Origin of the sequence: Rhodococcus sp. B50 (assembly GCF_013602415.1) — a bacterium.
In the GTDB taxonomy this organism is placed as follows: domain Bacteria; phylum Actinomycetota; class Actinomycetes; order Mycobacteriales; family Mycobacteriaceae; genus Rhodococcus.
Genome location: NZ_WPAG02000002.1, coordinates 4,861,988 through 4,887,903, shown reverse-complemented (window position 1 = coordinate 4,887,903; position 25,916 = coordinate 4,861,988). Strand labels below are relative to the sequence as shown.

21 protein-coding genes and 2 riboswitches are annotated in these 25,916 nt (G+C 68.6%); of the genes, 11 read left to right on the top strand and 10 right to left on the bottom strand.

Annotated elements, in window-relative coordinates; all coding sequences use genetic code 11:
* The first annotated feature begins 24 nt into the window (after positions 1 to 24).
* Positions 25 to 798, top strand: coding sequence for a class I SAM-dependent methyltransferase (locus GON09_RS22725; RefSeq protein WP_213933858.1), 774 nt, complete (start codon positions 25 to 27; stop codon positions 796 to 798).
* A 29-nt stretch (positions 799 to 827) separates the two neighbouring features.
* Here GON09_RS22725 and cobF read toward each other — a convergent pair whose 3' ends face one another.
* On the bottom strand, positions 828 to 1,577 hold the full coding sequence (gene cobF / locus GON09_RS22720; protein WP_213933857.1) for a precorrin-6A synthase (deacetylating): 750 nt from the start codon (positions 1,575 to 1,577) through the stop codon (positions 828 to 830).
* The gene (gene cobN / locus GON09_RS22715; RefSeq protein WP_213933856.1) at positions 1,574 to 5,185 is read right to left on the bottom strand and encodes a cobaltochelatase subunit CobN; all 3,612 of its coding nucleotides are present in this window, start codon (positions 5,183 to 5,185) and stop codon (positions 1,574 to 1,576) included. The genes cobF and cobN overlap by 4 nt, the downstream gene beginning before the upstream one ends.
* A 53-nt stretch (positions 5,186 to 5,238) precedes the next feature.
* Positions 5,239 to 5,452: riboswitch (cobalamin riboswitch) on the bottom strand.
* 37 nt (positions 5,453 to 5,489) lie between these two features.
* Here cobN and GON09_RS22710 point away from each other — a divergent pair.
* From GON09_RS22710 to GON09_RS22700, 3 genes are read left to right on the top strand one after another with little or no spacing between them, the layout of a single operon-like run.
* Positions 5,490 to 6,560: a cobalamin biosynthesis protein CobG gene (locus GON09_RS22710; RefSeq protein ID WP_307854469.1), complete on the top strand. Its 1,071-nt coding sequence runs from the start codon at positions 5,490 to 5,492 to the stop codon at positions 6,558 to 6,560.
* Positions 6,557 to 7,231 (top strand): precorrin-8X methylmutase, encoded by a 675-nt coding sequence (locus GON09_RS22705; protein ID WP_213933855.1) that lies wholly within the window; start codon positions 6,557 to 6,559, stop codon positions 7,229 to 7,231. The genes GON09_RS22710 and GON09_RS22705 overlap by 4 nt, the downstream gene beginning before the upstream one ends.
* Positions 7,228 to 8,799, top strand: coding sequence for a precorrin-2 C(20)-methyltransferase (locus GON09_RS22700; protein ID WP_213933854.1), 1,572 nt, complete (start codon positions 7,228 to 7,230; stop codon positions 8,797 to 8,799). The genes GON09_RS22705 and GON09_RS22700 overlap by 4 nt, the downstream gene beginning before the upstream one ends.
* Here the strand turns inward: GON09_RS22700 and GON09_RS28900 are convergent.
* From GON09_RS28900 to cbiE, 4 genes are all read right to left on the bottom strand, one after another.
* Complete coding sequence (locus GON09_RS28900) at positions 8,754 to 9,302, bottom strand: TetR/AcrR family transcriptional regulator (protein WP_213933853.1); 549 nt, start codon at positions 9,300 to 9,302, stop codon at positions 8,754 to 8,756. The two genes, GON09_RS22700 and GON09_RS28900, sit on opposite strands and share 46 nt — an antisense overlap.
* Positions 9,303 to 10,733, bottom strand: coding sequence for an MFS transporter (locus GON09_RS22690; protein WP_213933852.1), 1,431 nt, complete (start codon positions 10,731 to 10,733; stop codon positions 9,303 to 9,305).
* Positions 10,734 to 10,830: 97 nt separating this feature from the next.
* A complete protein-coding gene (locus GON09_RS22685) occupies positions 10,831 to 11,592 on the bottom strand; it encodes a cobalt-precorrin-4/precorrin-4 C(11)-methyltransferase (RefSeq protein WP_213933851.1) in 762 nt (253 codons plus the stop codon).
* Positions 11,589 to 12,794: a precorrin-6y C5,15-methyltransferase (decarboxylating) subunit CbiE gene (gene cbiE, locus GON09_RS22680; protein ID WP_213933850.1), complete on the bottom strand. Its 1,206-nt coding sequence runs from the start codon at positions 12,792 to 12,794 to the stop codon at positions 11,589 to 11,591. Before cbiE ends, GON09_RS22685 begins: the two co-directional genes overlap by 4 nt.
* A 40-nt stretch (positions 12,795 to 12,834) precedes the next feature.
* Positions 12,835 to 13,030, top strand: a riboswitch (cobalamin riboswitch).
* A 35-nt stretch (positions 13,031 to 13,065) separates the two neighbouring features.
* Between cbiE and GON09_RS22675 the strand changes: the two genes are divergently transcribed.
* From GON09_RS22675 to GON09_RS22655, 5 genes are all read left to right on the top strand, one after another.
* On the top strand, positions 13,066 to 14,961 hold the full coding sequence (locus GON09_RS22675) for a VWA domain-containing protein (protein WP_307854466.1): 1,896 nt from the start codon (positions 13,066 to 13,068) through the stop codon (positions 14,959 to 14,961).
* Positions 14,961 to 15,575, top strand: a complete 615-nt coding sequence (gene cobO / locus GON09_RS22670; protein ID WP_213933847.1) for a cob(I)yrinic acid a,c-diamide adenosyltransferase — start codon at positions 14,961 to 14,963, stop codon at positions 15,573 to 15,575. Before GON09_RS22675 ends, cobO begins: the two co-directional genes overlap by 1 nt.
* A complete protein-coding gene (locus tag GON09_RS28780) occupies positions 15,572 to 17,947 on the top strand; it encodes a cobyrinate a,c-diamide synthase (protein WP_307854464.1) in 2,376 nt (791 codons plus the stop codon). Before cobO ends, GON09_RS28780 begins: the two co-directional genes overlap by 4 nt.
* Positions 17,944 to 18,864 (top strand): cobalamin biosynthesis protein, encoded by a 921-nt coding sequence (locus GON09_RS22660; RefSeq protein ID WP_213933845.1) that lies wholly within the window; start codon positions 17,944 to 17,946, stop codon positions 18,862 to 18,864. Before GON09_RS28780 ends, GON09_RS22660 begins: the two co-directional genes overlap by 4 nt.
* 297 nt (positions 18,865 to 19,161) lie before the next feature.
* Positions 19,162 to 21,261 (top strand): LuxR family transcriptional regulator, encoded by a 2,100-nt coding sequence (locus GON09_RS22655; RefSeq protein WP_213933844.1) that lies wholly within the window; start codon positions 19,162 to 19,164, stop codon positions 21,259 to 21,261.
* A gap of 10 nt (positions 21,262 to 21,271) precedes the next feature.
* Here the strand turns inward: GON09_RS22655 and GON09_RS22650 are convergent, their stop codons facing one another.
* Positions 21,272 to 21,694, bottom strand: coding sequence for a DUF1801 domain-containing protein (locus tag GON09_RS22650; protein ID WP_213933843.1), 423 nt, complete (start codon positions 21,692 to 21,694; stop codon positions 21,272 to 21,274).
* A gap of 37 nt (positions 21,695 to 21,731) precedes the next feature.
* Positions 21,732 to 22,433: a haloacid dehalogenase type II gene (locus GON09_RS22645; RefSeq protein ID WP_213933842.1), complete on the bottom strand. Its 702-nt coding sequence runs from the start codon at positions 22,431 to 22,433 to the stop codon at positions 21,732 to 21,734.
* Between the two features lie 102 nt (positions 22,434 to 22,535).
* Between GON09_RS22645 and GON09_RS22640 the strand changes: the two genes are divergently transcribed.
* Positions 22,536 to 23,057: an Rv2732c family membrane protein gene (locus GON09_RS22640; protein WP_213933841.1), complete on the top strand. Its 522-nt coding sequence runs from the start codon at positions 22,536 to 22,538 to the stop codon at positions 23,055 to 23,057.
* A gap of 100 nt (positions 23,058 to 23,157) precedes the next feature.
* On the top strand, positions 23,158 to 23,706 hold the full coding sequence (locus tag GON09_RS22635) for a hypothetical protein (protein WP_213933839.1): 549 nt from the start codon (positions 23,158 to 23,160) through the stop codon (positions 23,704 to 23,706).
* Here the strand turns inward: GON09_RS22635 and GON09_RS22630 are convergent.
* Together GON09_RS22630 and GON09_RS22625 are read right to left on the bottom strand one after the other, a co-directional pair.
* On the bottom strand, positions 23,609 to 24,439 hold the full coding sequence (locus GON09_RS22630) for a cobalt-precorrin-6A reductase (protein ID WP_213933838.1): 831 nt from the start codon (positions 24,437 to 24,439) through the stop codon (positions 23,609 to 23,611). The two genes, GON09_RS22635 and GON09_RS22630, sit on opposite strands and share 98 nt — an antisense overlap.
* A complete protein-coding gene (locus GON09_RS22625) occupies positions 24,436 to 25,914 on the bottom strand; it encodes a cobyric acid synthase (protein WP_213933837.1) in 1,479 nt (492 codons plus the stop codon). Before GON09_RS22625 ends, GON09_RS22630 begins: the two co-directional genes overlap by 4 nt.
* Positions 25,915 to 25,916: the final 2 nt, after the last annotated feature.

Genomic DNA, 25,916 nt, shown 5'->3' with positions numbered 1-25,916 from the left:
CGTGGCGACCGATAGGTTGGGTATATGCAGTTCGCCGCACCTGCAGACCGGTACAACCGATTCATGGGCAGGTACGCCCCGACGCTCGCACCCGCCTTGGCGGATGCCGCCGGGGTGACCGCGGGTCAGCGGGTCTGCGATGTGGGCTGCGGCCCCGGTGGGCTCACCCGGGAACTGGTCTCCCGGGTGGGGGCAGCGAAGGTCGCGGCGATCGACCCGGCTCCCCAGTTCGCTGCGGCGTGCCAGGAGATCGCTCCGGAGATCGATGTCCGCGTCGGAGTGGCCGAGAACCTCCCGTGGCCGGACGGCACGTTCGACGTCACCTTGGCGTCGCTGGTCCTCGGGTTCATGAACGACCCAGAGCAGGGCGTGCGGGAGATGGCGCGCGTGACCCGCCCGGGCGGCACCGTCGCCGCGTGTATGTGGGACACCGCGGCCGGCGGCATGGCGATGCTCCGTATCTTCTGGACCGCGGTGCGAACGGTCGAGCCCGGCACGCCCGGCGAGACGAGACTGGCCGGTACCACGGAGAGCGACATCGCCGAGCGGTTCCGACACGCCGGTTTGAACGACGTGGTCGGTGGCGCCCTGTCCGCACGCGCGGATTACACCGATTTCTCCGACTTCTGGGAACCGTTCACGTTCGGGGTGGGACCGGCCGGGCGACACCTGGTGTCGATGCCCGAAAGACAACGAGGTGCAGTACGGGACGCCTGCCGGGCGGCTCTTCCGTCCGGACCGTTCTCGCTCGACGCCCGCGCCTGGTACGCGTGTGGAACCGTGCCGGCAACCCGCTGACCGCGGATTTCCTTCCGCAGCAGAGCAGCTCAGCCTTCGTGGCGCAGCAGATAGGTGTCCATCACCCAGCCGCGCGCCCGCTTCGCGCGGATTCGGGCCTCACGGATGACCGGGAGTGCTTCGGCGAGCGGACCGGCGACGAGTTCTTCGTCGCTCGTCCCGAGGTTCGCACCCCACCAGATGTTCCACGGACCCTCGAGGTCTGCGCAGGCGAGGCCACCGTCGAGCATCACCACGATGTTCGCAGCACCCGCTGCGACCTCCTGCATCAGTCTGCGGCCGGTGGTGACCGTGATCGGTCCGCCGATGGTGTTGAGCACCAGACGATGTCGGGCCGCCAGCAGCTGCACACTGCTGACTCCGGGAACGACGTCGTAGTCGAACCGCACGTTCCCCCGCCCGAGGATGCGGTCGACGACACGAATCGTGCTGTCGTACAGGCTCGGGTCTCCCCACACGAGGAAGCCGACCGTTTCGTCGTCCCGAACCTGTTCGAGCAGAACGGATTCGTAGGCTTCGGCGCGGGCGGCGTGCCAGTCGCGCACCTCGTCGCCGTACTGTTCCGGATTCCGGTCGCGGGGCGGGTCGGGCACCACGATCACCCGATGCGCACCGGAGGTGTGGAGGCGCAGGATGTCCTCGCGCATCTCGACGAGATCGTCCACGCCCCGGTTCTTGTCGGCCACGAGGAAGACGTCGACGCTCTCGAGAGCGCGCACCGCCGCCACCGTGAGATCGTCCGGTCCCCCGGGTCCGATACCGATGAGCCGCACCCTCAAGCGCGGTCCTCGAGGTCGCCTTCGACGTCGAGATAGGTCTGCTGCAGCCTGCTCACCGTCTCGGGGTCCGGTTCGGCCCACAACCCTCGATCGGCTGCCTCGGTGAGGCGTTCGATGATGCCGCGCAACGCCCACGGATTCGCTTCGCGGAGGAATTCCTGGTTCTCCGAGTCGAGTGCGTAGTTCTGTGCGAGCGACTCGTACATCCAGTCCTCGACCACGCCGGCGGTGGCGTCGTAACCGAACAGGTAGTCGACGGTGGCGGCGAGTTCGAACGCACCCTTGTAGCCGTGCCGGCGCATCGCACCGATCCACCGCGGGTTGACGACCCGCGCCCGGAATACCCGCGCCGTCTCCTCCGCCAGCGAGCGTGTCCGCACCGCATCGGGTGTGGTGGAGTCGCCGATGTACGCCTTCGGGTCGGTGCCCGTCAGTGCCCGCACGGTCGCGACCATGCCGCCGTGGTACTGGAAGTAGTCGTCCGAGTCGGCGATGTCGTGTTCACGGGTGTCGGTGTTCTTGGCCGCCACCGCGATCCGGCGGTAGTTCGTGCGCATGTCGTCGGCGGCAGCAACTCCGTGCACACCGCGCCCGTAGGCGAATCCACCCCATGCCGTGTAGACCTCGGCGAGATCCGCGTCCGTGCGCCAGTTGCCGGAGTCGATGAGCTGCAGGATGCCCGCGCCGTACGAGCCGGGTTTCGACCCGAAGATGCGGCGCACCGCACGATCGGCATCGCCGTGTTCGGCTTCGTCGCGCCGGGCATGCGCTCGCACATAGTTCTGCTCGTCGGGTTCGTCGAGGGCGGCGACCATGCGGATCGCGTCGTCGAGCATGCCGATGACGTGCGGGAACGCATCGCGGAAGAAACCGGAGATACGGACCGTCACATCGATGCGCGGCCGGTCGAGTTCCGCGAGCGGAATCACGGTCAGTTCGCGGACCCGCCGCGACTCGGCGTCCCATTCGGGACGCACACCGATGAGTGCGAGCACCTCGGCGATGTCGTCGCCGGCGGTGCGCATCGCGGACGTCCCCCACACCGACAGGCCCACCGACTGCGGATACTCCCCCGTATCGGCGAGATACCGCTCGATCAGGTTGTTCGCGAGCGCGACACCGGTGTCGTACGCGAGCCGGCTCGGGACGGCCTTCGGGTCGACGGTGTAGAAATTACGGCCCGTCGGCAGCACGTTGACCAGGCCGCGCAACGGCGACCCCGACGGTCCGGCGTGGACGTACCCGCCGTCGAGTGCGTGGAGCACGGCATCGAGTTCGGCGTCGGTACCCGCGAGGCGAGGAACCACCTCCTCGGCGGCGAAGGCGAGTACGCGAGCGACCTCGGTATCGGGATGGCCGACTACGGATTCGACGATGCGCGAAGCGGACTCGGTATGCCAGCCGTCGTCCTCCATGGCCTGCACGAGAGACCGCGCCACGCTTTCGATTCCATCGACCTCGGTGAGTGGGGCGTCGGGCTTCAATCCGAGTGCGGTGCGCAGACCGGGGACGGCGTTGCTCCTGCCGCCCCACACCTGCGCGGCGCGCAGGATCGACAGCACCAGATTCACCCGTGCCTCACCGACCGGCACGGCGCCGAGGACGTGCAGGCCGTCGCGGATCTGAGCGTCCTTGACCTCGCACAACCAGCCGTCGACGTGCAACAGGAAGTCGTCGAACTCGGCGTCGTGCGGGCGATCGTCGAGCCCGAGATCGTGATCGAGTTTCGCGGCCTGGATCAGCGTCCAGATCTGAGCCCGGATCGCGGGCAGCTTGGCCGGGTCCATCGCCGCGATGTTGGAGTACTCGTCGAGTAGTTGTTCCAAACGGGCGATGTCGCCGTACGATTCGGCGCGCGCCATCGGCGGGATCAGGTGATCGACGATGATCGCGTGGGCACGACGCTTCGCCTGTGCACCTTCACCGGGATCGTTGACGAGGAACGGATAGATCAGCGGCAGATTGCCGATGGCCGCGTCGGTCGCGCACGCCGCGGACAGGCCTGCGTTCTTCCCGGGCAGCCACTCCATCGAACCGTGTTTGCCCAGGTGAACCATGGCATCGGCACCGAAGCCGTGCTCGACCCACTTGTACGCGGCGAGGTAATGGTGCGACGGCGCCATGTCGGGATCATGGTAGATCGCCACCGGGTTCTCGCCGAAGCCGCGCGGCGGCTGGATCATCAGCACCACGTTGCCGGCCTGCAGGGTCGCCAGCACGATCGCCTTGTCGTCACCGCTGCCGTCGACGAACAGCGACCCGGGTGCCGGCCCCCACGTCTCGGCCATGGCGTCGGTGAGCTCGGCCGGAAGATCGCCGGTCCACGCGAGATAGTCGGACGTGTTCACGCGCACCGGGTTTCCAGCCAGCTGGTCGGCGGTGAGCCATTCCTCGTCCTGCCCACCGGCATCGATCAGGGCGTGGATGAGGGTGTTGCCGGCCTCGGCGTCATCCTCGACGTCCATGCCGGGAAAACCGCCGCCGAGGTCGTATCCGGCATCGCGCAGAGCACGCAGCATCCGGATCGCCGACACCGGGGTGTCGAGTCCGACGGCGTTGCCGACGCGGGAATGTTTGGTGGGATAGGCGGACAGCATGATCGCGATGCGGCGCTGCGCCGGAGGTACGTGCCGCAATCGTGCGTGCGCCACCGCGATACCGGCGACACGACGGCATCGCTCCGGGTCGGTGACGTAGCGGGGCAGGCCGTCGGCGTCGAGTTCCTTGAACGAGAACGGCACCGTGATGATGCGACCGTCGAACTCGGGGACCGCGATCTGTGTGGCCGAATCGAGCGGCGACACACCGTCGTCCGACTCCGCCCAGTCGTCACGGCTCCAGGTCAGGCACAGGGCCTGCAGGATCGGGATATCCAGTGCGGCGAGTGCCCCGACGTCCCATGCCTCGTCCTCGCCGCCGGCACTCACCGTGGCGGGCTTGGTTCCACCCGCCGCCAGCACCGTCACGACGAGCGCGTCGAGGGTGCCGAGTTCGGCAAGGAGGCCGTCGGGTGCTCCGCGCAGCGACGCGCAGTGGATCACGACGCCGCGGGCCTTGCCGGTGGCGTCGATCGCGTCGGCGAGATCGTGCGCGAACTGGACGTTTCCGCTGGTGTGGTGGGCTCGATAGAACAGCACGCCCACGCGAGGCAACTCTCCGCCGGCCGGCGGCGCAGACCGATCGAGTACGCCCCATTCGGGCAGTTCGGCGGGTGGTTCGAAGCCTTCGCCGCCGAGCAGCACGGTGTCGGTCAGGAAGGCGTGCAACTGCTCGAGATTGGTGGGTCCGCCGTGCGCGAGATAGCGATGCGCTTCGGCCGCAAGGCCGATCGGAACAGTCGAGTGTTCCATGAGCTCGGCGTCCGGCGTCTGTTCACCGCCCAGGACGACGACCGGGACCCCGGCTGCCAGCACGGTGTCGAGTCCGTCCCGCCAGCTGCGCGCGGAACCCAATATCCGTACGACGACCAGGCCGGATCCGTCGAGCAGCGCGGGAAGTTCGGTGGACACGTCGAGGCGCGACGGGTTGCCGAGCACCCAGTCGGCACCGCTCGACCGTGCCGACAGCAGGTCGGTGTCGGACGTCGACAACAAAGTCAGGCGCGTCACGACGCAACCCGAAACCACAGGCGTACAGCCATGTTCAGTCTCCAAAACCCTCGTGGACCTCACGTGCCGTGGCCGGTCTCCTGGCTGACGGGTCGTCGCTGCTGCGCCGACCTTCCCGGACCGAGTTCCAGTGTTTACCGGACCGATCCAGTGGCCTCCGTACCGGCGGACCGGTACGGACGAGGACGAGCAACTATCCGCTCACAGTGGCGAGGGCCGCGCCGGTTTCTCACCGGCTTCCCGAGCACCACGGCAAACCGAGAGTAGCGCACCGAGCCGGAAAGGTGTGCAACCATGTGCGTCCGTGGATGCTCTCCCACCCTTTCTTCCTCCCGATCGGTGTCCCGGAATCCTCCGCCCGCACGTCGCTGCGGACGGGGCGCTGGTGCGTCTGCGTGTGCCCGGAGGACAGCTCCCCGACGGTGCGCTTCGAGCACTGTCGGCGGTCTCGGTTGCCTGCGCGGACGGCGACGTGCACCTGACGTCGCGCGGAAACCTGCAGCTCAGAGGTATCGAACTCGACGAGTGCGGATCCGTGCCGTCGGCCCTGTCCGAGGCCGTGGCCGCGACGGGTCTGTTGCCGTCGGCGAGTCACGAACGGGTGCGCAACATCGTCGCGTCTCCCCTCTCGGGGCTCTACGGAGGACTCGCCGATGTGCGTCCACTCGTCCGTGAACTCGACGCCGAGTTGTGTGCCGATCCGGCGCTCGCCGACCTGTCGGGACGGTTCTTGTTCGGCATCGACGACGGTCGCGGAGATATCGCCGCGATGCGCTGCGATCTGACCGCGATCCTCCGCGACCCCGACACGGCGACGATCACGATCGGTGCCCTCAGCGGACCGACGGTGCCGCTCGCGCAGGTGCCGGCGACACTCATCCGGCTGGCTCGGCACTTCGCCGGGATCCGGGATTCGGTGTGGCATGTGCGCCAACTCCCGCATGTCGGAGCCGAACTCGGGGGCCGAGATCCGGCGCCCCGTCCACCGGTCTGCACGATGCCGTACGGCAGGCTCGGCGGCGCGGTATCGGTGCTGGTCCCGCTCGGAATTCTCACCCCGGACATGGTGGCCGTCCTGCCGGATCGGGGTGTCGTCGTCACCCCCTGGCGAGGCCTGGTTCTTCCGGTGGAATCGAATCTCGTTGCGCTGCGGAATGTCGGCTTCGAGACCGCTGCCGAATCCTCATGGCAGCGGGTGACCGCGTGCACGGGAGCGCCCGGGTGTAGCCTCGCCGAAGGTGACACCCGAGCGCTGGCTCGCCGGCTCGTCGCCGGAAACACAATCGATTCCCGAATTCATGTCGTCGGCTGCGAACGCGCCTGCGGCGCGCCGCACTCACCTCACCGCCTTGTCTTCGCCAGGAGCACACCGTGACTCTTCCACCGCCGCACCTTGCGCACGCGTCCGCGCCGCCTCGCCGGTACGACTACATCACCGACGGCGCCGAGATCTACGTCCGGTCGTTCGCGACGATCCGCGCCGAATCGGACCTGACCGCGATCCCCACGACGGCGGAGAAGGTCGCGGTCCGGATGATCCACGCGAGCGGACAGACCGATCTGGCACGGGATCTCGTGATCCATCCCGATCTTGTTCCGGCCGCGCGTGATGCGCTGAACGCGGGCGCTCCGATCCTCACCGACGCGAACATGGTGGCGTCGGGTGTCACGCGCACACGACTGCCTGCCGACAACGACGTGGTGTGCCTGCTCGCCGATCCGCGTGTCCCCGAACTCGCCGCGCGCTGGGGCACGACCCGCTCCGCAGCGGCGGTGTCCCTGTGGGCCGACCGCATCGAGGGCGCGGTCGTCGCGATCGGTAATGCCCCGACGGCCTTGTTCCACCTGCTCGAGATGCTCGACGCCGGTGCTCCTCGGCCGGCCGCGATCGTCGGGGTGCCCGTCGGGTTCATCGGCGCCGCCGAATCCAAGGAAGCGCTGCTCGAACATCCGCTGCGGATACCCCATCTGGTGGTGCGGGGTCGCCGTGGCGGGTCGGCGATGGCGTCGTCCGCGATCAATGCACTCGCGCAGGAGAAGGAATGAGCGACACGGTGTCCGGCAGGTTCTACGGAGTGGGTCTCGGCCCCGGCGATCCCGAACTCATCACACGCAAGGCCGCGCGGTTGATCGCGGAGGCGGATGTCCTCGCCTACTACTCCGGCACGCACGGCCGTTCCATCGCCCGGTCGATCGCCGCCGACCTGATCCCGGACGGGATGATCGAGGAACTGCTGGTGTACCCGGTGACGACGGGCACCACCGATCACCCGGGCGGGTACGACGGCGCGATCGCCGACTTCTACGACGAGTCCGCCGCCCGGTTGGCCGCCCATCTCGACGCGGGACGCACCGTGGTGGTGCTCTGCGAGGGCGACCCGTTGTTCTACGGCTCGTACATGTACCTGCACGACCGTCTCGCGCCGCGATACCCGACCGAGGTGGTACCTGGTGTGACGTCGGTCTCCGCTGCGGCGGCAGCCGCAGCCGAACCGATGGTCCGTCGCACCGATGTACTCACCATCCTTCCGGGCACGCTTCCCACCCCGGAGCTGGCACGCCGGCTCGCCGACACCGACGGCGCAGCGATCATGAAGCTGGGCAGGACGTTCCCCGCCGTCCGGGAGGCGCTCGCCCAGTCCGGTCGACTCGACGACGCGGTCTACGTCGAACGCGCATCGATGGATCGGCAACGCATCCTGCCGGTTGCCGAGGTCGACGCGGACGCGGTGCCGTACTTCTCGGTGATCCTCACCGCCGGCGACCGTGCGCCGAAGAACCGCGAGATCGGTGACCGGTCCCGGCCGGTCGTGGTGGAGTCGCCGGAAGCGGACGTGTCGAACGAGTTGCTCGTCGTCGGGCTGGGCCCGGCCGACGAGAAGTGGCTGACGCCCGAAGCTGCGGACGCACTCACGCAGGTCGATCACGTCGTCGGATACGGACCGTACGTCGACCGCGTTCCGGTTCGCACCGGGCTGCAGCGTCATTCGAGTGGCAACACCGTGGAGGTGGACCGCGCGCGGTTCGCGCTCGATCTCGCGCTGTCCGGCGAGAAGGTCGCCGTGGTCTCCGGTGGTGACGCCGGAGTGTTCGGGATGGCGTCGGCGGTCTTCGAGGCCGCGCAGGACGAGAAGTACGCGTCGGTCCCGATCCGGGTCCTGCCCGGGATATCGGCCGTGCAGGCCGTGGCTGCGCGGGCGGGCGCCCCGATCGGTGGCGACTTCGCGGTGATGAGCCTGTCGGATCGCCTCAAGCCGTGGAACGTGATCGAGAAGCGACTCGCGGCGGTCGCCGAGGCCGATCTCGTTCTGGGCATCTACAACCCGGCGTCACGCTCGCGCACCACGCAGGTCGCCGATGCGAAAGCGCTACTGATGAAACATCGTCCGGCCGACACCGTCGTCGTGATCGGGCGCGATGTGGGACGGCCCGGCGAGTCGCTCGAGGTCACGACACTCGAGAAACTGGATCCGGTGAGCATCGACATGAAGTGCCTGATCATCGTCGGCGCTGCAGGTACATCGGTGACGTCGACCGGTGCCGTGTGGACGAAACGGTCGGTCGACGTTCAGAGTTCGGAATCGTCGACGATCGCTTGGACGAGCCGGCCGTAGGTCTCGATGAGGGTCGCGCTGGAAATCACGTCGGGCGGCAGCATCTCGAACGTCCTCAGGCTGCCTGCGAGCCCCAGCAGGAGCGTGACGACCATCTGCGAGCGCACCATCCCCGCCGACCGGTCGCCGATCAGCGCCGCGATCCGGGCGACGACCCGCTCGCTCGTGCGCGCGCGGGCTACCGCCGGATCCGCTGCTTCACGAACCAGGAAGGGTGCCACCGCCCAGAATTCGTAGTCGTCCGAATCTCGTCGTTCGACGACGGCACGCACCATCCGGTATCCGACCGGCTCGTCGTGACGGGCGGCGTCGGCGAGCCCTGGAGAATCCGGAGCCGCCGCCTGGAACAGCTCGGCCTTGCTGCCGGTCAGTTTCATCACGAGAGCCGGTGAGACACCTGCCGCTTCGGCGATGTCCCTGATCGTGGTGCCGTTGAAACCCCGCTCGGCGAACAGCGGCCGGGCGGCGTCGAGGATGACCTCGCGAGTGGATCGTTCGGTCACCTATGCCTTCGCCTCCACGGACGCGTCCGGGACGCTCGTCGTCGACGGTCGATGCCTGGGAAGGAACACGGCTGCCAGGCTAGCGGAGAACGTCGCGGCACCCGCGATCGCGAACATCACCGTGAAGGCGCTGTGGGACGGGAAGACCGTCCCGGCCACCTCCATGGTGAGACCGGCGACCAGGGCTGCGACCACCGCACTCATACTCGACGATCCGATCGTCCGGAGCAGGCTGTTGAGACCGTTGGCCGCAGCGGTCTCCGAAAGCGGGACCGCACCCATGATCAGTGCCGGCATGGTGGCGAAGGCCATCGCGTTGCCGATGCTGACGAGTACGGCACCCACGACGATGAGTGCCACCGTGTCGTCGAAGATCATCCGGAATCCGTAGGCCCCGGTCATGAGCAGGCCCGCGGCCAGGAGTGTGGTGCGGCCGCCGAAGCGTGCGGTCAGTCGGGCCGACAACGGAGAAACGACGAGCATCGTGAGTCCGCCTGGGACCATGCACAGACCCGCGGTCGCTGCGCTGAGTCCGAATCCGAAACCGGTGATCTCCGGGAGTTGCAGTTGCTGCGTGGTGGAGAGGGTGTTCGCGTACGCCGCGAAGCCGACGAAGAGTCCCGCGAGGTTGGTGAGCAGAACGGGCCGATGGGACGAGACCCGCAGGTCGACCATGGGAACGGGCACGCGCAGTTCGTAGGGCACCCAGAGTGCGAGGACGACGGCGGCCGCCCCCAGGCTGACGAGGGTCTGCGGACTCGCCCAGCCCCACACCGGGCCCTTCGAGATGCCGAGGAGCAGCGCCACCAGCGCGAGCGACAGCAACACTGCGCCGACGAGGTCGAAGCGGCCCCGGGTACCGGATGCGCTCGCCGGAACCGTGACGAGGATGCCGACGAGGAGGAGTACACCGGCAGCCGCCGAGACGAAGAAGACCGACGCCCATCCCAGGGTGTCGTAGAGAACGCCTGCTGCGGGTAGTCCCAGGGCGCCACCGATGCCCATCGTGGCGCTGGTCAGCGCCACCGCGCCGGCAACCTTCTCGCGGGGCAGCAGATCTCGCAGTACCGCCATGGCCACCGGGATGAGGGCCGAGGAGAAGCCCTGCAGGGCCCGCCCGATGAGGACTGCGAGGTAGCTCCCGCCGAACGCGGCGATCAGCGACCCCACGACCATCATCGCCAGCGACAACACCATCATCCGGCGCTTGCCGAACATGTCGGCGGAGCGGGACACGATGGGCGTGGCGACCGCTCCGGTCAACAGCGTGATGGTGACCAGCCAGGTCGCGGTGCCGGGCGAGACGTCGAGGATCTCGGGGAAGTCCGGGAGCAGCGGAATGACCAGTGTGGTCTGCAGGGCCGCGACGAGACCCGCCAGGCTCAGCAGCGTCGTGATCGTGGTGCTCGACGCCGATTTCGTTCGTGCCATGTCCCCATCTCCGTTGCCACCTGCGGGGTGAACACCGTTCACCCTGATCGAGTGAACGGTGTTCACCCCCGGCTTGTCAACAGGTTCGGATGAAGCGTTATCGGAGGCCGTCGCGTTCGCGGGCGGGGTCGTAGAGGTGCGAGCAGGCGACGTCGGCTTGCTCCCGTACCCCGAGTGCCCGTCCGACGACGATCACCGCGGTGTGCTTCAGCCCCGCTGCCTCGACACTGTCGGCGATGTCCGCGAGGGTGCCGCGCAGCACGATCTGGTTCGGGCGCGAGGCGAACGCGACCACCGCGACGGGGCAGTCGACGCCGTACTCCACCGTGAGTTCCTCGGCGAGGACGCGGATGCGCGTGATCGCCAGGTGCAGGACGAGACTCGCCCGGAGCCCGGCGACCCGCGCGAGCGCCTCGGTGTCGGGCATCGCCGTCGACCGGGCCTGGGTCCGGGTCAGCACGACCGTCTGTACGAGTTCGGGGACGGTCAGTTCGGTACCGAGCGCCGCGGCCGCCGCAGCGTAGGCCGGAACACCGGGCGTGACGTCCCAGGGCACACCCGCGGCGTCCAGTCGTCGCGTCTGTTCGGTGAGCGCGGAGTACAGCGACGGGTCGCCGGAGCACAGCCGCACTGCATCGGACCCGCGCCGGTGTGCGTCGACGAGGTGGGCGGTGATCTCGTCGAGGTCCAGATGTTGCGTGTCGATCAGTTCGGCGTCGTCACGGCAGTGCGAGAGGGTCTCGGCATCGAGATAGGTACCGGCGTACAGAACGACCGGAACCTCGCGGAGCAGGTTCACCGCTCGCAGCGTGAGCAGGTCGGCCGCTCCCGGCCCGGATCCGACGAAATGGACGGTCATCGTTCACCTTTCACTGCACTCCATTGCACCACGGGTCGTTGCGCGCGCCATCCGGTGAACGTTCCGATCGGATCGGCGTGTTCGACGGACAGGCGCACGAGTTCACCACCGTGCACCTTCCACCACTGCACCAGGACGGCCTCGGTCTCCAGGGTCACCGCGTGCGCGACGAGCCGTCCGCCGGGAGCCAGTGCGTCCCAGCATGTGTCGAGCACACCCTCACGGCTTCCTCCCCCACCGACGAAGATCGCGTCGGGTGCTTCGAGACCGGTGAGCACAGCGGGGGCGGGTCCGCGGACGACGCGCACGGTGGACGGAACGCCCAACGCGGCGGCATTGCGTTCGATCGCGTCGGCACGACCGGCGTTGCTCTCCACCGAGATCGTGCGGCAACGGGGATCGATGCGCGCCCATTCGATTCCGACGGAACCGGCGCCGGCACCGACATCCCACAGCAGCTCCCCCGGACGCGGCGCGAGGGCACACACCGCGGCGAGACGCACGGTCCGCTTGCTGAGCTGGCCGTCGTGTTCGAACAGCTCGTCGTCGAGACCGGGCACTGCCGACAATCCTGCGGAACCGTCGACGTCGATACACAGCAGACTCAACGACGGAACCGGAACATCCACGAGATCAGCGGCGGTCGAATCGATTCGCGATTCGTCCACGGCACCGAGATTCGACAGCACCGAGACACGGGAGTTGCCGAACCCGCCGTCGGCCAGCAGCGCCGCGACGTCCGGCACCCGCGCTCCGTCGACGAGGACGACGAGTCGCCGGCCGCGGGTGAGAAATCTTCGCAGTGAGTCGATCTCGCGTCCCACCACGGTGACCGTCTCGCATTCCTCCGAGGACCAGCCCATGCGGGTGCGGGCGAGCGCCACCGAGGACACTGCGGGGATCACCCGGACGGCGTCGCGGCCCAGTCGGCGGATCAGGGTGGTACCGATCCCGGAGACCAGCGGATCGCCCGACGCGAGGGCGACGACATCCCTCCCTGCGTGCCTCTCGAGGAGATCGTCGAGGCCCGGCAGCAACGGCGACGGCCACTCCTCGCGCATCGCACGGCCGGCGGGCACCAGGTCGAGGTGCCGCCGGCCGCCGAGCAGAACGTCGGCGGCGAGTATTCGTTCCCGGACGCCCGACGGCACACCCGGCCACCCGTCCGCCCCGATACCGACGACGGTGATGCGTGAACCCATGGCGGTGAACCCTAGCCCACGGGTTGGGGTTAGACTCGGCCGCAGCAAGGCAATCGAAGGTGCCCCTCACGGGGATAATCGGGAAGCCGGTGAGAATCCGGCACAGGCCCGCTGCGGTGACCCGGGAGTCGTCGATCATGCGCATACGCGCAGCCACTGGACCACACGGTCCGGGAAGGTGATCGCACGGCGTCCGACCGGGAAGTCCGAATACCGGCCTTCGAACAGCTTGCCCCGGAGAACATCCCAGCGGGAGCCTGTGGAGGTTGGAGTGCACGTGTATCCGTTCGGTGCGGTGGTCGGTTCCGACGACCTCGCGCTGGCCCTGACCCTGTGTGCGGTGTCGCCGTCGATAGGCGGTGTGCTGGTACGCGGCGAGAAGGGCACCGCGAAATCGACGACGGTGCGTGCCCACGCCGCACTGTTGCCGCAGGTCACCGTCGTGGAGGGGTGCCGATTCTCGTGCGATCCGACCGCACCCGATCCGTCCTGTCCGGACGGACCTCATCCTGCCGGTGCGGCCGCGCATATCCGGCCGGTGCGGCTCGTGGAACTACCCGTCGGTGCGGCGGAGGATCGCGTCACCGGGTCGCTGCATCTCGGCAAGGCATTGTCCGAACGCAGGGCCGAATACGAACCCGGTCTCCTGGCCCTCGCCAATCGGGGCGTGTTGTACGTCGACGAGGTCAACCTCCTGCACGACCACCTCGTGGACCTGCTGCTCGACGCCGCCGCGATGGGCCGTTCCACCGTCGAACGTGACGGTGTGTCCGTCGAACACGCTTCCCGGTTCGTGCTGGTCGGAACGATGAATCCCGAAGAAGGCGAACTGCGGCCGCAACTCCTCGACCGCTTCGGACTCGCCGTCGACGTGGCCGCGCCCCGCGACCCGCAGGTGCGTGCCGAGATCGTGCGGCGACGGATGGCCTTCGACGCCGATCCCGCCGGGTTCGCCGCCCGGTGGGCGGATCGGGACGCCGAATGGTCGCGGGGCATCGTCGCCGCGCGCGAACTCGTCCCGCAGGTCGTGCTGAGCGACGACGCACTGGTCTCGATCGCCGAGGTGTGTGCGGCCTTCGACGTGGACGGCATGCGCGCAGACCTCGTCACTGCTCGCACCGCGATCGCACACGCGGCGTGGCACGGGCGCACCGAAGTGACACGCGAGGACATCGCGGCAGCGGCGCGACTGGCACTGCCGCATCGGCGGCGGCGCAATCCCTTCGATGCACCCACGAGCAGCGACGATCTACTCGACGAATTGCTGGGTGGGGACGACACCGACCCGGATCCCGATCCCGATCCCGGCCCCGACGATCCCGGCGGCGGGAGCGCACCGGAGGAGACTGCGGGCGATGTGCCCTCCGACTCGGCCGGCCGGTCGTCCTCCACGCTGTCGTCGGCATCGGATCCGTATCGCACCAGGGTGTTCTCCGTCGACCGGGTCGGACGCGGCGCGGCCGGTCGCCGGTCGCGGGCGGTCACCACGATCGGCCGCACCGTGGGCAGCCGTCGCGGCGATTCCGGTCCCGTCCATCTGCCTGCGACGATTCGCGCCACGGCGTTCGCCGGCGAGGACGACCGGCAGGTGCGCCGCAAGATCGTCGAGGGCCGCGAGGCCAATCTGGTGCTGCTGTGCGTCGACGCCTCCGGATCGATGGCGGCACGCAATCGGATGGTCCAGGTCAAGACCGCAGTCCTGTCGTTGCTGCTCGACGCCTACCGTCGCCGCGACACCGTCGGTCTCGTGACCTTCGGCGGCACCGGGGCAACGGTTGCGCTCCCGCCGACGAATTCGGTGGACGTGGCCGCCGCGCGTCTGCAGGAACTCCCCGCCGGTGGACGCACACCGCTGGCCGAGGGTCTGATCGCGGCGGCCGAGACCGCGCGGCGCCGGTCGCTGCGGGATCCGCATCGCCGCACCCTGCTCGTCGTCGTCACCGACGGTCGCGCCACCGCCGGTCCCGATGCCGTCCGGCGTTCACTCGAGGCTGCGGACGTGATTGCCGCTCAGGGACTCTCGTCGGTCGTCGTGGACTCCGAGACCGGCCGATTCCGAATGGGGCTCGCACTGCGCCTGGCCGAACATCTCGGCGCCGAGTACGTACCCGTCGGTGAGGTGGACGCCGACGCACTCGCCGGAATCGTCAGGGAAAGGGCCGCCTGATGCCCCAGGGACAACCCACCGTCGTGCCCGACGACGGTCTCACCACCCGCCAGCGTCGCAACCGGCCCCTGCTGATGGTCAACACCGGTGACGGAAAAGGAAAGTCGACAGCAGCTTTCGGTCTCGCTCTGCGTGGATGGAATCAAGGATGGTCGGTCGCCGTCTTCCAGTTCGTCAAGTCCGCCAAGTGGCGTCTCGGTGAACAGGCGGCCTTCGAGACTCTCGCCGACCTGCACGACGAGCGGGGTACCGGCGGTCCCATCGAGTGGCACAAGATGGGGTCGGGCTGGTCGTGGTCGCGTAAGGAGGGCACCGAGGAGGATCATGCCGCCGATGCGCTCGCCGGGTGGCGCGAGATCCAGCGACGTCTCGCCGCGGAACAGCACGGGTTGTACGTGCTGGACGAGTTCACCTATCCCATCGGATGGGGTTGGATCGACATCGACGAGGTCGTCGAGACCCTGACATCGCGACCGGGGCGCCAGCACGTGATGATCACGGGCCGCCGGGCCCACCCGAAACTCGTCGAGGTCGCCGACCTCGTGACGGAGATGACGAAGGTCAAGCATCCGATGGATGCGGGGCAGAAGGGCCAGCGAGGGATCGAGTGGTGAGAGTTCCACGTGTGGTCGTCGCTGCACCCGCGTCCGGACACGGCAAGACGACTGTCGCCACCGGTCTCATGGCCGCTCTGCGACGCGCAGGACACGTCGTGTCGGGACACAAGATCGGCCCCGACTACATCGATCCCGGGTACCACTCGCTCGCCACCGGGCGACCCGGCCGCAACCTCGACCCGCACCTCGTCGGCGAGGATCTCGTCGCTCCCCTCTTCCTGCACGGCGCCGCCGGTGCGGACATCGCCGTGATCGAAGGCGTCATGGGGTTGTACGACGGGATGATCGGCACCGACGGGTACGCGTCCACCGCCCACACCGCGGCCCTGCTGTCCGCGCCGGTGATCCTCGTCGTCGACGTCTCGCACGCCTCCCGATCGGTCGCGGCGATCGTGCACGGCATGGCGTCCTACGACCGCGGCACACGGATCGCCGGGGTGATCCTGAACAAGGCCGGATCCCGGCGACATTCGGACGAGGTGATCCGCGCTCTCGAACCGACCGGCATCCCGGTCCTCGGAGTCCTCGGCCGCGACGACGGCATCACAGTCCCCTCACGGCATCTCGGACTCGTGCCGGCCGAGGAGCGCGACGAGGCGACAGCACAGGTCGATCGGCTCGCGGCGCAGATCGCCGAGCGCATCGTCCTCGATGAGATCGTCGGTATCGCCTCGGCGGCACCGGATCTTTCGGCCACGGCGTGGGAGCCGGGATCCTCCGCGGGGGACGGACCGGTGATCGCCGTCGCCGGCGGCCGGGCCTTCACCTTCCGGTACACCGAGACCGAGGAACTGCTGCGAGCCCACGGATGCCGGCCCGTGGCGTTCGACCCGCTCCGTGACGAACGGCTTCCCACCGGCACCGCAGGCATCTACCTCGGTGGCGGCTTCCCCGAGGTGCATGCCGCCGACCTCGCCGCGAACGCGCCTCTGCGCGCACACCTGCGCGACGTGATCGCAGCGGGGGTTCCGACCGTCGCCGAATGTGCCGGTCTGCTCTACCTGGGACGCGACGTCGACGGGCACGAGATGGTGGGCGCACTCGACACGTCGGCGCGGATGACACCGCGCCTGACACTCGGTTACCGCACGGCGATCGCCCCGCAGGACACTCTTCTCGCTCCTGCCGGCAGCCGCGTCACCGGTCACGAATTCCACCGCACCGTGATCGATTCCGGCTCGCCTCCGGCGTGGCTGCTCGACGGCCGTCCGGACGGTGTCGCGACCGCGACCGTGCACGCGTCGTATCTGCACACGCACTGGGCCGGCCATCCCGAACTCGCACGACGTTTCGCGGAGGCCGCGCGCACGGCCCGCCCCGCGCCCGAACCCACCTCGTCACCGGCACGGCGGCGAGCGCACGAACCCGATCTGCACCACCACGGCGACCGCGACGCAACCGAAGGCCTGGTCGACCTGGCCGTCAACGTCTCGCGCCGACCGCGACCGGCCTGGCTCGACGACGCCCTGCGTTCCTCGCTCGACCGTCTCGATCGTTATCCCGACCCGAGCGACGCCCGCGCCGCTCTCTCCGTCCGCCACGGCCGCAGCGTCGACGAGGTTCTCCCGACGGCCGGAGGCGCCGAGGCGTTCACGCTGATCGCCAGGGCGCGAGCATGGCGGAAACCGGTGGTGGTGCACCCGCAGTTCACCGAGCCGGAAGCGGCGCTGCTGGCGGCCGGGCACCGCGTCACACGGGTCGTGCTGCGCCGCGGTGACGGATTCGTTCTCGATCCGGATGCAGTGCCCGAGGACGCAGACCTGGTGGTGGTGGGTAACCCCACCAATCCCACCTCGGTGCTGCATCCGTCCGGAATGCTCCTGACACTGGTGCGGCCCGGGCGGGTCGTCGTCGTCGACGAGGCGTTCATGGACGCCGTTGCCGGTGAGTCGGAATCGCTGACGGGCCGGTCCGTTCCGGGGCTCGTGGTGTTGCGGTCGCTCACCAAGACATGGGCGATCCCGGGCCTGCGCGCCGGGTACGTCGTCGGCGACCGCGAGGTGCTCGCGGATCTCGCTGCGCAACAACCACCCTGGTCGGTGTCGACTCCCGCCGCGGCCGCGATGATCTCGTGCGCTTCCGACGAGGCGGCACGCGAGACCGCCGTGATCGCCCGGGAGCTCGCCGCCGACAGGGCGGTTCTCGTCGACGAGCTCTCCGGTCTCGGGATCCACGTGGTCCCGGCCGCTACGGCCCCGTTCGTGTTGGCGGAGGTACCCGAGGGGACTCGGGAGAAGCTGCGGGAGAAAGGTTTCGCGCTGCGTCGCGGTGACACCTTTCCCGGTCTCGGTGACGGGTGGGTGCGTATCGCGGTGCGCGATGCCGCTACCACGGCGGCGCTCGTCGAGGCGTGGAGAACGATTCTGTGAAGCAGAGGGCACTCGGACTGGCGCTCGGTTACGCCGCCGACCAGGTCTTCGGCGATCCGCAACGGTGGCATCCGGTGAGCGGCTTCGGGAAGCTGGCGCGCGTCGCCGAGGGCCGGCTCTATGCCGACAACCGTGCCGCCGGGGTGGTGTTCACCTCGGTGCTGGTGGGTTCCGTCGGAGCGGTGGGGTACGTCGCCGACCACGCGACCCGCCGTCGCCCGGTGCTGTCGATCGCGGTCACGGCGCTCGCGACCTGGATCGTGCTCGGCGGCCGCTCGCTCGGGCACGAAGCCCGGACGATCGATGCCCAGCTCCGCGAGGGTGATCTCGTCGCGGCGCGGCGGCAGGTAACCCACCTGGTGGGCCGCGACCCGTCACAGCTCGACGAGAACGGGATCGCCCGCGCCACGATCGAGTCGGTGGCCGAGAACACCTCCGACGCCGTCGTTGCGCCGCTGTGGTGGGGTGCGCTCCTCGGTCCCGCCGGTCTGCTCGGCTACCGGGCCGCGAACACCCTCGACGCGCGCGTCGGCCACCGCACGCCGCGACTCGAACGATTCGGGTGGGCGTCGGCGCGGTTCGACGACCTGCTCAACCTTGCCCCGGCGCGGCTGACGGCTCTGCTGGCCGTGGTGCTGGGTGACAATGCTCGGGGTGCGATCGGTGCGTGGCGGCGGGACGCGCACAAGCATCCGAGTCCGAACGCCGGCCCGGTCGAGGCGTCGTTCGCAGGCGCTCTCGGCATCAGGCTCGGCGGCACGAACATCTATCACGGGGTGGTCGAGGACCGCGGCACGCTCGGCGACGGAACCGCGCCGTCCCCCGGCGATATCGGCCGGACCGCTCGACTCGCTTCGAAGGTGGGAATCGGCGCCGTGGTGACGGCAGTCGCCGTCGCACTCGTGAGCCGTCGATAATTCTCCCTCTATCCTTCGCCCCGTCCCCGAATGGGGACTATCCCACCGGAGGGTGAAATTTCGGGGTGAATCCCTGGTCGTTCGGCTCGAGAACGTAACCTTGTTCACTATTCGGACGATCTCGAATTCGGAAAACGAATACGGAACCGTTGCGCAGGGGGAAGCCGACGTGGAGGTGTCGAGATTTTTCCTTACTGGCGCGATCGCCTGTTCTCGGAATTGTCCGACGCCCCACCGCTGGTGATCGTTCGTGGTCACCGATTCTCGGGGAAGACGACACTTCTGCGGACCTGGCTCATGACCGATCCCCTACCCGGTGGCGTCATCGTATATGTCGGTCCGCCCGCAGCGGATTCCGCCGCCGAACGATATTGGGGCCGGTCGTGCGATTCCGTACGCCGCTGCACCGGCCTCGAACCGCCGAGGCGCGCGAGCCGGGCATTCGACGCCCTGCGCGCGATCGTTTCGGCCGTGCACGCACCCTTCACCCTCGTCCTCGACGGTGTCCGACTCGACGACGATGTCGTCGAGGGCATCGAAACGTTGCTCGCCGACAACCCCGGGCTCCGCATCGTCGCCTCGACCCGCACCACAGGTTCGGCTGTGGCGGGCATACGATCCGACAGACGGATCCTCACCTCCGACGACCTCGCCTTCACCGTCGACGAAACGGCTGCCTACCTGCGTGAGGCCGGCGTTCCGCAGGACCCGTGGCTCGTGGAGCGGATCGTTCACCGCACCGAAGGACTACCGGCCGTGATCGGGGTCCTCCCCGCAGTCCTGTCTTCTGCTCCGGCCCACGGCGCGATGGAGCAGAAGCACCTCGACCGGCTCGTGGACGCGGCGACCGACTCGGTGACGGCTCGAACGATCAAGGACGAGCCGCTCCTCGCGCAGCTGCTCCGATCGGTTCTGATGTCGGCGATGACCGAGTCGCTGACCTGCGCCTCCGTCGCAGAGTCGGTGGTGGACGCCCCGACGTTCGTCGCCACACTCGAATCCCTCGGTCTGGTCGAACCCGTGGCAGGGTCAGGCGGCTCGGCCCGGGTGTACCCGGGCGCTGTCCGCCGGTCACTGTTGCGGCGTGCCGTGGCCGATCCGTCCGGAGAGTCGAACAGGACCTACCTGGTGGTACGGGGACACGAAACGGACGATCACGAATCGGACGGCGATCGGATGCTCGGGCAGATCGTCACCCTGCGCAAGGAGGGACGGTTCACCGAGGCCGCGTCGATCTGCGACGAACTCGCGTCGAAATCGATGTCCTCCTCCGTCGAGACGCCCGGCGCGCCGGCCGTTTCCGACGCCGCATTCTGTTTCCAGGCGGGCCTGACCTATTTCTTCGCCGTGCGTCCGCACGAGGCGATGGGGATGCTGCGCCGAGCCCGTGCGGCGGGAACGGGAACCCCCGTCGGTGACGATGCCGCTGCCGTACTCGGACTCCTCCACGCCCTGCGTGGGGAAGGGCCGGAGGCGCGCGGGGCGGTCTCCACGGATCGATCGCAGCGACGAGATCGTTCCGGCAGCGCACGACTCCCGTACACCGCCGAGCGCGTCGCGGCAGCGCTGCTGGCGCTCGACCGGCTCGAACCCGACGTCGCGCTCGACATCCTCGTCGACGTCGACGCATCCACTGCCCCCGGTGAACTCTGGGCGTTCGTCCTCTACGCCCAAGGCTCCCTCGCGTTGCTCACCCGCACCCCGGCCGACGGACTGCGACGCATCAAGGCCGAGATCCGGAAGCATCCCGAACTCCACGCCGGATACAACGCGGTGCTCGTGAACGCGATTCGGGCCGACCTCGAACTCGCCCTGGGCGACTTCGACAGAGCACAGAACCTCATCGCCGACTCGATGTATCTGTTCACCGCGCCCGTCCATGCCCGGATGCGGCTGCTGACCGGCGACCCCGCCGGTGCCGAAGCCCTCGTCCATCACTACGGGACCGACTCGAACTGCACACCCCGCCAGGCGATGGAACTGGCCGTGCTCGGCGCTGCTGCGGCGTGCGCGCTGGGACGCGACGCCGAGGCCCGTCCACATCTCGACAGGGCGATCGCACTGTCGCAGCAGACGGGGCTGTTGCGACCGTTCACGATGATCTCGCCGTTGACGGCCCGGCATCTCGGCGCACTGGGAGTCGACCTGCCGATCGCTGTCGAGGCGACGGCAGACACGGCCACCTATCCGAAGTCCAAGCCGGTGGTGCGGCTGACGCCGCGGGAACGTGTCGTCCTCGAGGGGTTGATCGCGGGCCGCTCGGCACGCACCATCGCGAAGGCCGAATTCGTCAGCGTCAACACGGTGAAGACACAGTTGCGGTCGCTGTACAGGAAGCTCGGCGTGAACTCCGGGAAGGAGGCGGTGATCGCCGCCCGGCACCTCGTCCTCGACTGAGCACCGAGACTCAGGGAGTGTGTTCGACCGTGGTCATGTGGTCGAAGCCGACGCGCACCAACTCCGACAGCACGTCGGTGTCCACGGCCGACAGCCTGGTGACGTACAGGCACGCGGCACCGCGCTTGTGCGGACCGAGGGTTGCGAGGAGTTCCTCCGCGCCGGGCGCGATCGTCAACCCGTACAGGGCGAGATTCGTCGTGCGGGGCGAGAAGCCGACGGCGAGTGCGTCTCCCTCGCGGCCGCTGGCGTACCGATAGTGGTAGCGGCCGAAACCGACCATCGACGGCCCCCACATCACCGCCGGCTGCCCCGTGACGTCGTGCATCAGGTCGTGCAGTGCCCATCCGTCGGCGCGACGCACCGGATGGTCGACGGCATCGAGGAACTCCGGCACCGGGCGGTCGGTGGGTTGCGTCTTGTTCTCGGCCATGGCCGGCATTCTGCCGGGCCGGACCGACAGATGTGTGTCACGGCATGTGACGCAGGTCGTCGATGCGATGGTCGAATTCGCCGTCGGTGTCGTCGACCGCGTCCTCGAGGCGTCCGTTCTCGAGCGGGCGGTACACGAAGACGGTGTTCAGGCCGACCTCGCGGGCGGCGCGGAGGTCGTAGGGATGCGAGGCGACCATCGCCGCACGGGACGGATCGATCCCGAGATAACGGCAGGTGCGTTCGTAGAGGAAGTGTTCGGGTTTGAAGGCGCCGAACAACTCGGCCGTGAGGATGGCGTCGGCCTCGAGGTGCTGGTCGCGGAAGAGCTTCACCATCGTGGCCATGTCGGTGTTGGACAGGGTCGCCACCACGGCCCGCGAGCGGAGTTCCTTCAGTCCGGGTCGCACGTCCGGCCACGCTTCGAGACGTTGCCATGCCCGCGCCGTCTCGATGCGCACGTCGTCCGGAAGGTCGATCCCGAACTGCTCACACACGTCGCCGAGTCCGTCGACGTAGGAGTCCTGCACGCGGTACCAGTTCTCCACCGACTGGTCGAGACGGAGGATGCGCTCGTAATAGTCGCTCCTCCAGGCCCGGACCAGGTCGCCCACGGTCGCCGGATCGGCATCCGGTCCGAGGGCGTCGGTCACCGCGCGGGTGACCGGGGTGTAGAAATCCATCAGGGTGCCCTGCACGTCGAAGATGTACGCGTCGTATCGGCTCACGCTCCGGAGCATGCCCGATCACGCCCTCCCGAAACGGGCCCGTCGAACACCCCACGCCGGCGTGACCCGCGTCGCATACTGGGACCGAAGCGTCGCCGCGTTCGGGGGTACACCATGGACGACCTGGCCGAATTCCGTCACGATCTCGATCGCATCGAACACCGCGTCGCCGGTGAGGTGACCGTCGGCCGCTCACGCGTCCGGATCCTGGCGGGATGTGTCGCACTGCTGGTGGTAGGTCTGCTGCTTCCGCAGGCCACGTCCGTGACGTCTCTGACGACCCTCGTGCGCTGGGATTCCGACTCCGTCGCCCTGCCGTTGCGGATCTTCGACGCCTTCGTAGTGGTGTTCGGCATCGTCGTACCGCTCGTCGCGCTGCTCCGTCGCCGCTGGGGTGCCGCGGCGATCGCGATGCTCGGTTCGGGCGCGGCGTCGATGGTGGGATTGTTCGCCGTCTGGTCGCAGGCCGGGATGGTCGCCCACACCCCGCACGCACCGCAGGTCGGGCTGTATCTGTGCTGGGGCGCGGTGATCGCGTCCACCGCGGTGTGGCTGCCCGTCGTACTCTCCACTGCTCCCCTGCGCAGCGCTCCTCCGATCACGGCCGGAGTTCTGACACCCCGACAGGGCCGCTGATCTCGCCTTCACCGACTCCGCAGTGGCGCGCGTCACGCTTTCGGTGCAACACTGTAATCAGTGCAACACGCACGCATCGTCGCGTCCCAGGGAGGACATCATGCGACATTCACACATCCACGGATTCGGACGACCGGGCGGCTGGCAACAGGCCGATATCCCCGACGCGAGCGACGCCGCCGAGTGGTTCGCCGGCAGGCTCCCCGACGACTGGTTCACCGGACAACCCGACATCGAGATCGACAGGGAGGAGATCTTCGTCGTCGGCACCCTCGGGGTGCCCGACGGCACGAGCGACACCGAGATCGACGGACGTATCGCTCGATTCCGCGAGACCACACGCGCCGACCGGATGCGCATCGCCGACGAGGCCGAGGCCCGTTACGGCCGCAAGGTGGCCTGGGGCGTGAAGGTCGGCGACCGGACGGTCCTGTTCACCCACCTCGCCGTCCCGGTCATGACGCGGCTGCGTCAACCCGAGCGGAAGGTGCTCGACACCCTCGTCGACGCGGGGGTCGCACGGTCCCGTTCCGACGCGCTGAAGTGGACCGTCAGGCTCGTAGGTCAGCACTCGGAGCAGTGGCTCCAGGAGCTGCGGGAAGCGATGAAGAAGGTCGACGATCTGCGTTCCGAAGGTCCGCAGGTCTGACCTCCGCGACTCGGAGAACCCAGTCCCGCGCCGTCGCCACGGAATCCACCGTGGCGACCCCGCGGGGTGCGGCAGGCCGGCGCACGACGATCACGCGTACGCCCAACTCGTCCGCGGCGTCGAGTTTGCCGCGGGTGAGCGAACCACCCGAGTCCTTCGTGACGAGGGTGTCGATGCTGTTGTCGAGCAACAGACTCCGTTCGTCGTCCCTGTCGTAGGGGCCGCGTCCGAGCAGCACGGACCAATTCGGTGGCAGTTCGATCGCGAGCGGGTCGACCACGCGCACGAGCACGTCGTGCGCAACGAGCGGTCCGACGAAGCGGTCGAGAGTCTGCCGTCCCGTACTGAGGAAGATCCGCCGGCCGGTCGCGGCGGCTTCCGCGGCGGCGTGGTGGTCGTCGGCCCATGTCCACCGGCCGTGCCGGTCGTGCCAGCCGGGTCGCTGCAGACGCAGCAACGGCACGTTTACAGCGGCGCAGGCCGCAGCGGCGTTCGCACTGATGCCGGCGGCGAACGGATGGGTGGCGTCGACGACGGCTCGGATACCGCGCTCGTTCAGGTACCGGGCGAGGCCCTCGGCACCACCGAACCCTCCGATGCGCACCGGGCCGACGGGCAGGCGCGGGTTGCGGACCCGGCCTGCGAGCGAGGACTCGAACTCGATCGCGTCGTCGTCCAGAGCAGCGGCGAGAGCGCGTGCTTCACCGGTTCCGCCCAGGATCAGGACCGTCATCGCAGAGTCCCCTTCAACACCGGCAGGGTCCGCTCGTCGGACAGCATGTCGAGCAGGGCATCCATGTCGAGGTGCTCGTCGACGAGGTCGGCGAGTGCCTCGATGCGGGACTCGCGCGCTGCCGGGAAACTCACTTCGCCGGTACGGATCTCGCGGCCGACCGCCGCAGCGACCTCGCGCAGCCATGCCCACCGCAGAGCGTCCCCTTCGAGGGCGCCGTGCCACATGGTGCCGAACACCGAACCCACACGGGCGCCACCGAGGAAATCCGTGCCGCCGTCGACGGTGATGCGTCCGTGATGGATCTCGTATCCGGAGGCAGCCGCATCCAATGCCGAACCCCTGGGTAACCGCAGAACCTTCTCCGGGCCGAATGTGGTTCGCACAGGGAGCAGTCCGAGGCCCGTCGCGTTCGCGCCGGCCACACCTTCGACACCGCACGGGTCGTCGATGTGCGTGCCGAGCATCTGGAATCCCCCACAGATACCGAGGACCGGGTATCCCCGGCTCGCGTGTTCGACGATCGCGGTGTCGAGACCCCGCGAACGAAGCCACGCGAGATCCGCCAGGGTCGCGCGGGTTCCGGGCACGATCACCACATCGGCTCCGGCGAGCGCCCGAGGATCGTCGACGAAACGGACCCGCACGTCCGGCTCCAGGCACAACGCGTCGACGTCCGTGAAATTGCTGACGCGCGGCAGCATCACGACGCCGATGGTCACAGCGCCGTCGCCGTCGTGAGCGGGACGGGAGGTGAGGGCGAGCGAGTCCTCGGAATCGAGCCACAGGTCGCGTTGCCACGGCAGCACACCCAATACCGGGCGGCCGGTGAGCTGTTCGAGCGAATCCAGCCCAGGTTTCAGGAGCGAGACGTCGCCACGGAACTTGTTGATCACGAAGCCGCGGACCAACTGTTGATCCGCAGCATCGAGCAGGGCCAGCGTCCCGTACATCGATGCGAACACACCACCGCGATCGATGTCGCCGACGACGACGGTCGGCATCGAACCATGCTGCGCCAGACCCATGTTCACGTAGTCGTGGGCACGCAGGTTGATCTCGGCCACACTACCGGCACCTTCGCACACCACCACGTCGTACCGGTCGCGGAGATCGTCGAACGCGCCGAACGCGGCCTCGGCGAGATGCCGTCGACCACCGGCGAACTCGCCTGCTTCCAGCGCACCGGCCGGCCGGCCGAGCACGACGACGTGACTGCGCCGGTCGCTGCCGGGTTTGAGCAGCACCGGGTTCATCGCGGCCTCGGGGATCGCACGCGCGGCCACCGCCTGGATCCATTGGGCACGACCGATCTCCGCACCCTCGCTCGTCACCATCGAGTTGTTCGACATGTTTTGTGCCTTGAACGGCGCGACTTTCAGGCCGCGCCGCGACAAGGATCGGCAGACGCCGGTGACGACGACAGATTTCCCTGCATCCGACGTCGTTCCGGCGACGAGCAGACCCGAACCCATGC

Excerpts from the sequence above, each read along its gene's own strand:
- GON09_RS22725 (WP_213933858.1), top strand. The coding sequence starts at position 25 with ATGCAGTTCGCCGCACCTGCAGACCGGTACAACCGATTCATGGGCAGG.
- GON09_RS22700 (WP_213933854.1), top strand. The coding sequence starts at position 7,228 with ATGAGCGACACGGTGTCCGGCAGGTTCTACGGAGTGGGTCTCGGCCCC.
- GON09_RS22690 (WP_213933852.1), bottom strand. The coding sequence starts at position 10,733 with ATGGCACGAACGAAATCGGCGTCGAGCACCACGATCACGACGCTGCTG.
- GON09_RS22685 (WP_213933851.1), bottom strand. The coding sequence starts at position 11,592 with ATGACCGTCCATTTCGTCGGATCCGGGCCGGGAGCGGCCGACCTGCTC.
- cbiE (WP_213933850.1), bottom strand. The coding sequence starts at position 12,794 with ATGGGTTCACGCATCACCGTCGTCGGTATCGGGGCGGACGGGTGGCCG.
- cobO (WP_213933847.1), top strand. The coding sequence starts at position 14,961 with ATGCCCCAGGGACAACCCACCGTCGTGCCCGACGACGGTCTCACCACC.
- GON09_RS22655 (WP_213933844.1), top strand. The coding sequence starts at position 19,162 with ATGACCGATCCCCTACCCGGTGGCGTCATCGTATATGTCGGTCCGCCC.
- GON09_RS22650 (WP_213933843.1), bottom strand. The coding sequence starts at position 21,694 with ATGGCCGAGAACAAGACGCAACCCACCGACCGCCCGGTGCCGGAGTTC.
- GON09_RS22645 (WP_213933842.1), bottom strand. The coding sequence starts at position 22,433 with ATGCTCCGGAGCGTGAGCCGATACGACGCGTACATCTTCGACGTGCAG.
- GON09_RS22640 (WP_213933841.1), top strand. The coding sequence starts at position 22,536 with ATGGACGACCTGGCCGAATTCCGTCACGATCTCGATCGCATCGAACAC.
- GON09_RS22635 (WP_213933839.1), top strand. The coding sequence starts at position 23,158 with ATGCGACATTCACACATCCACGGATTCGGACGACCGGGCGGCTGGCAA.
- GON09_RS22630 (WP_213933838.1), bottom strand. The coding sequence starts at position 24,439 with ATGACGGTCCTGATCCTGGGCGGAACCGGTGAAGCACGCGCTCTCGCC.
- GON09_RS22625 (WP_213933837.1), bottom strand. The coding sequence starts at position 25,914 with ATGGGTTCGGGTCTGCTCGTCGCCGGAACGACGTCGGATGCAGGGAAA.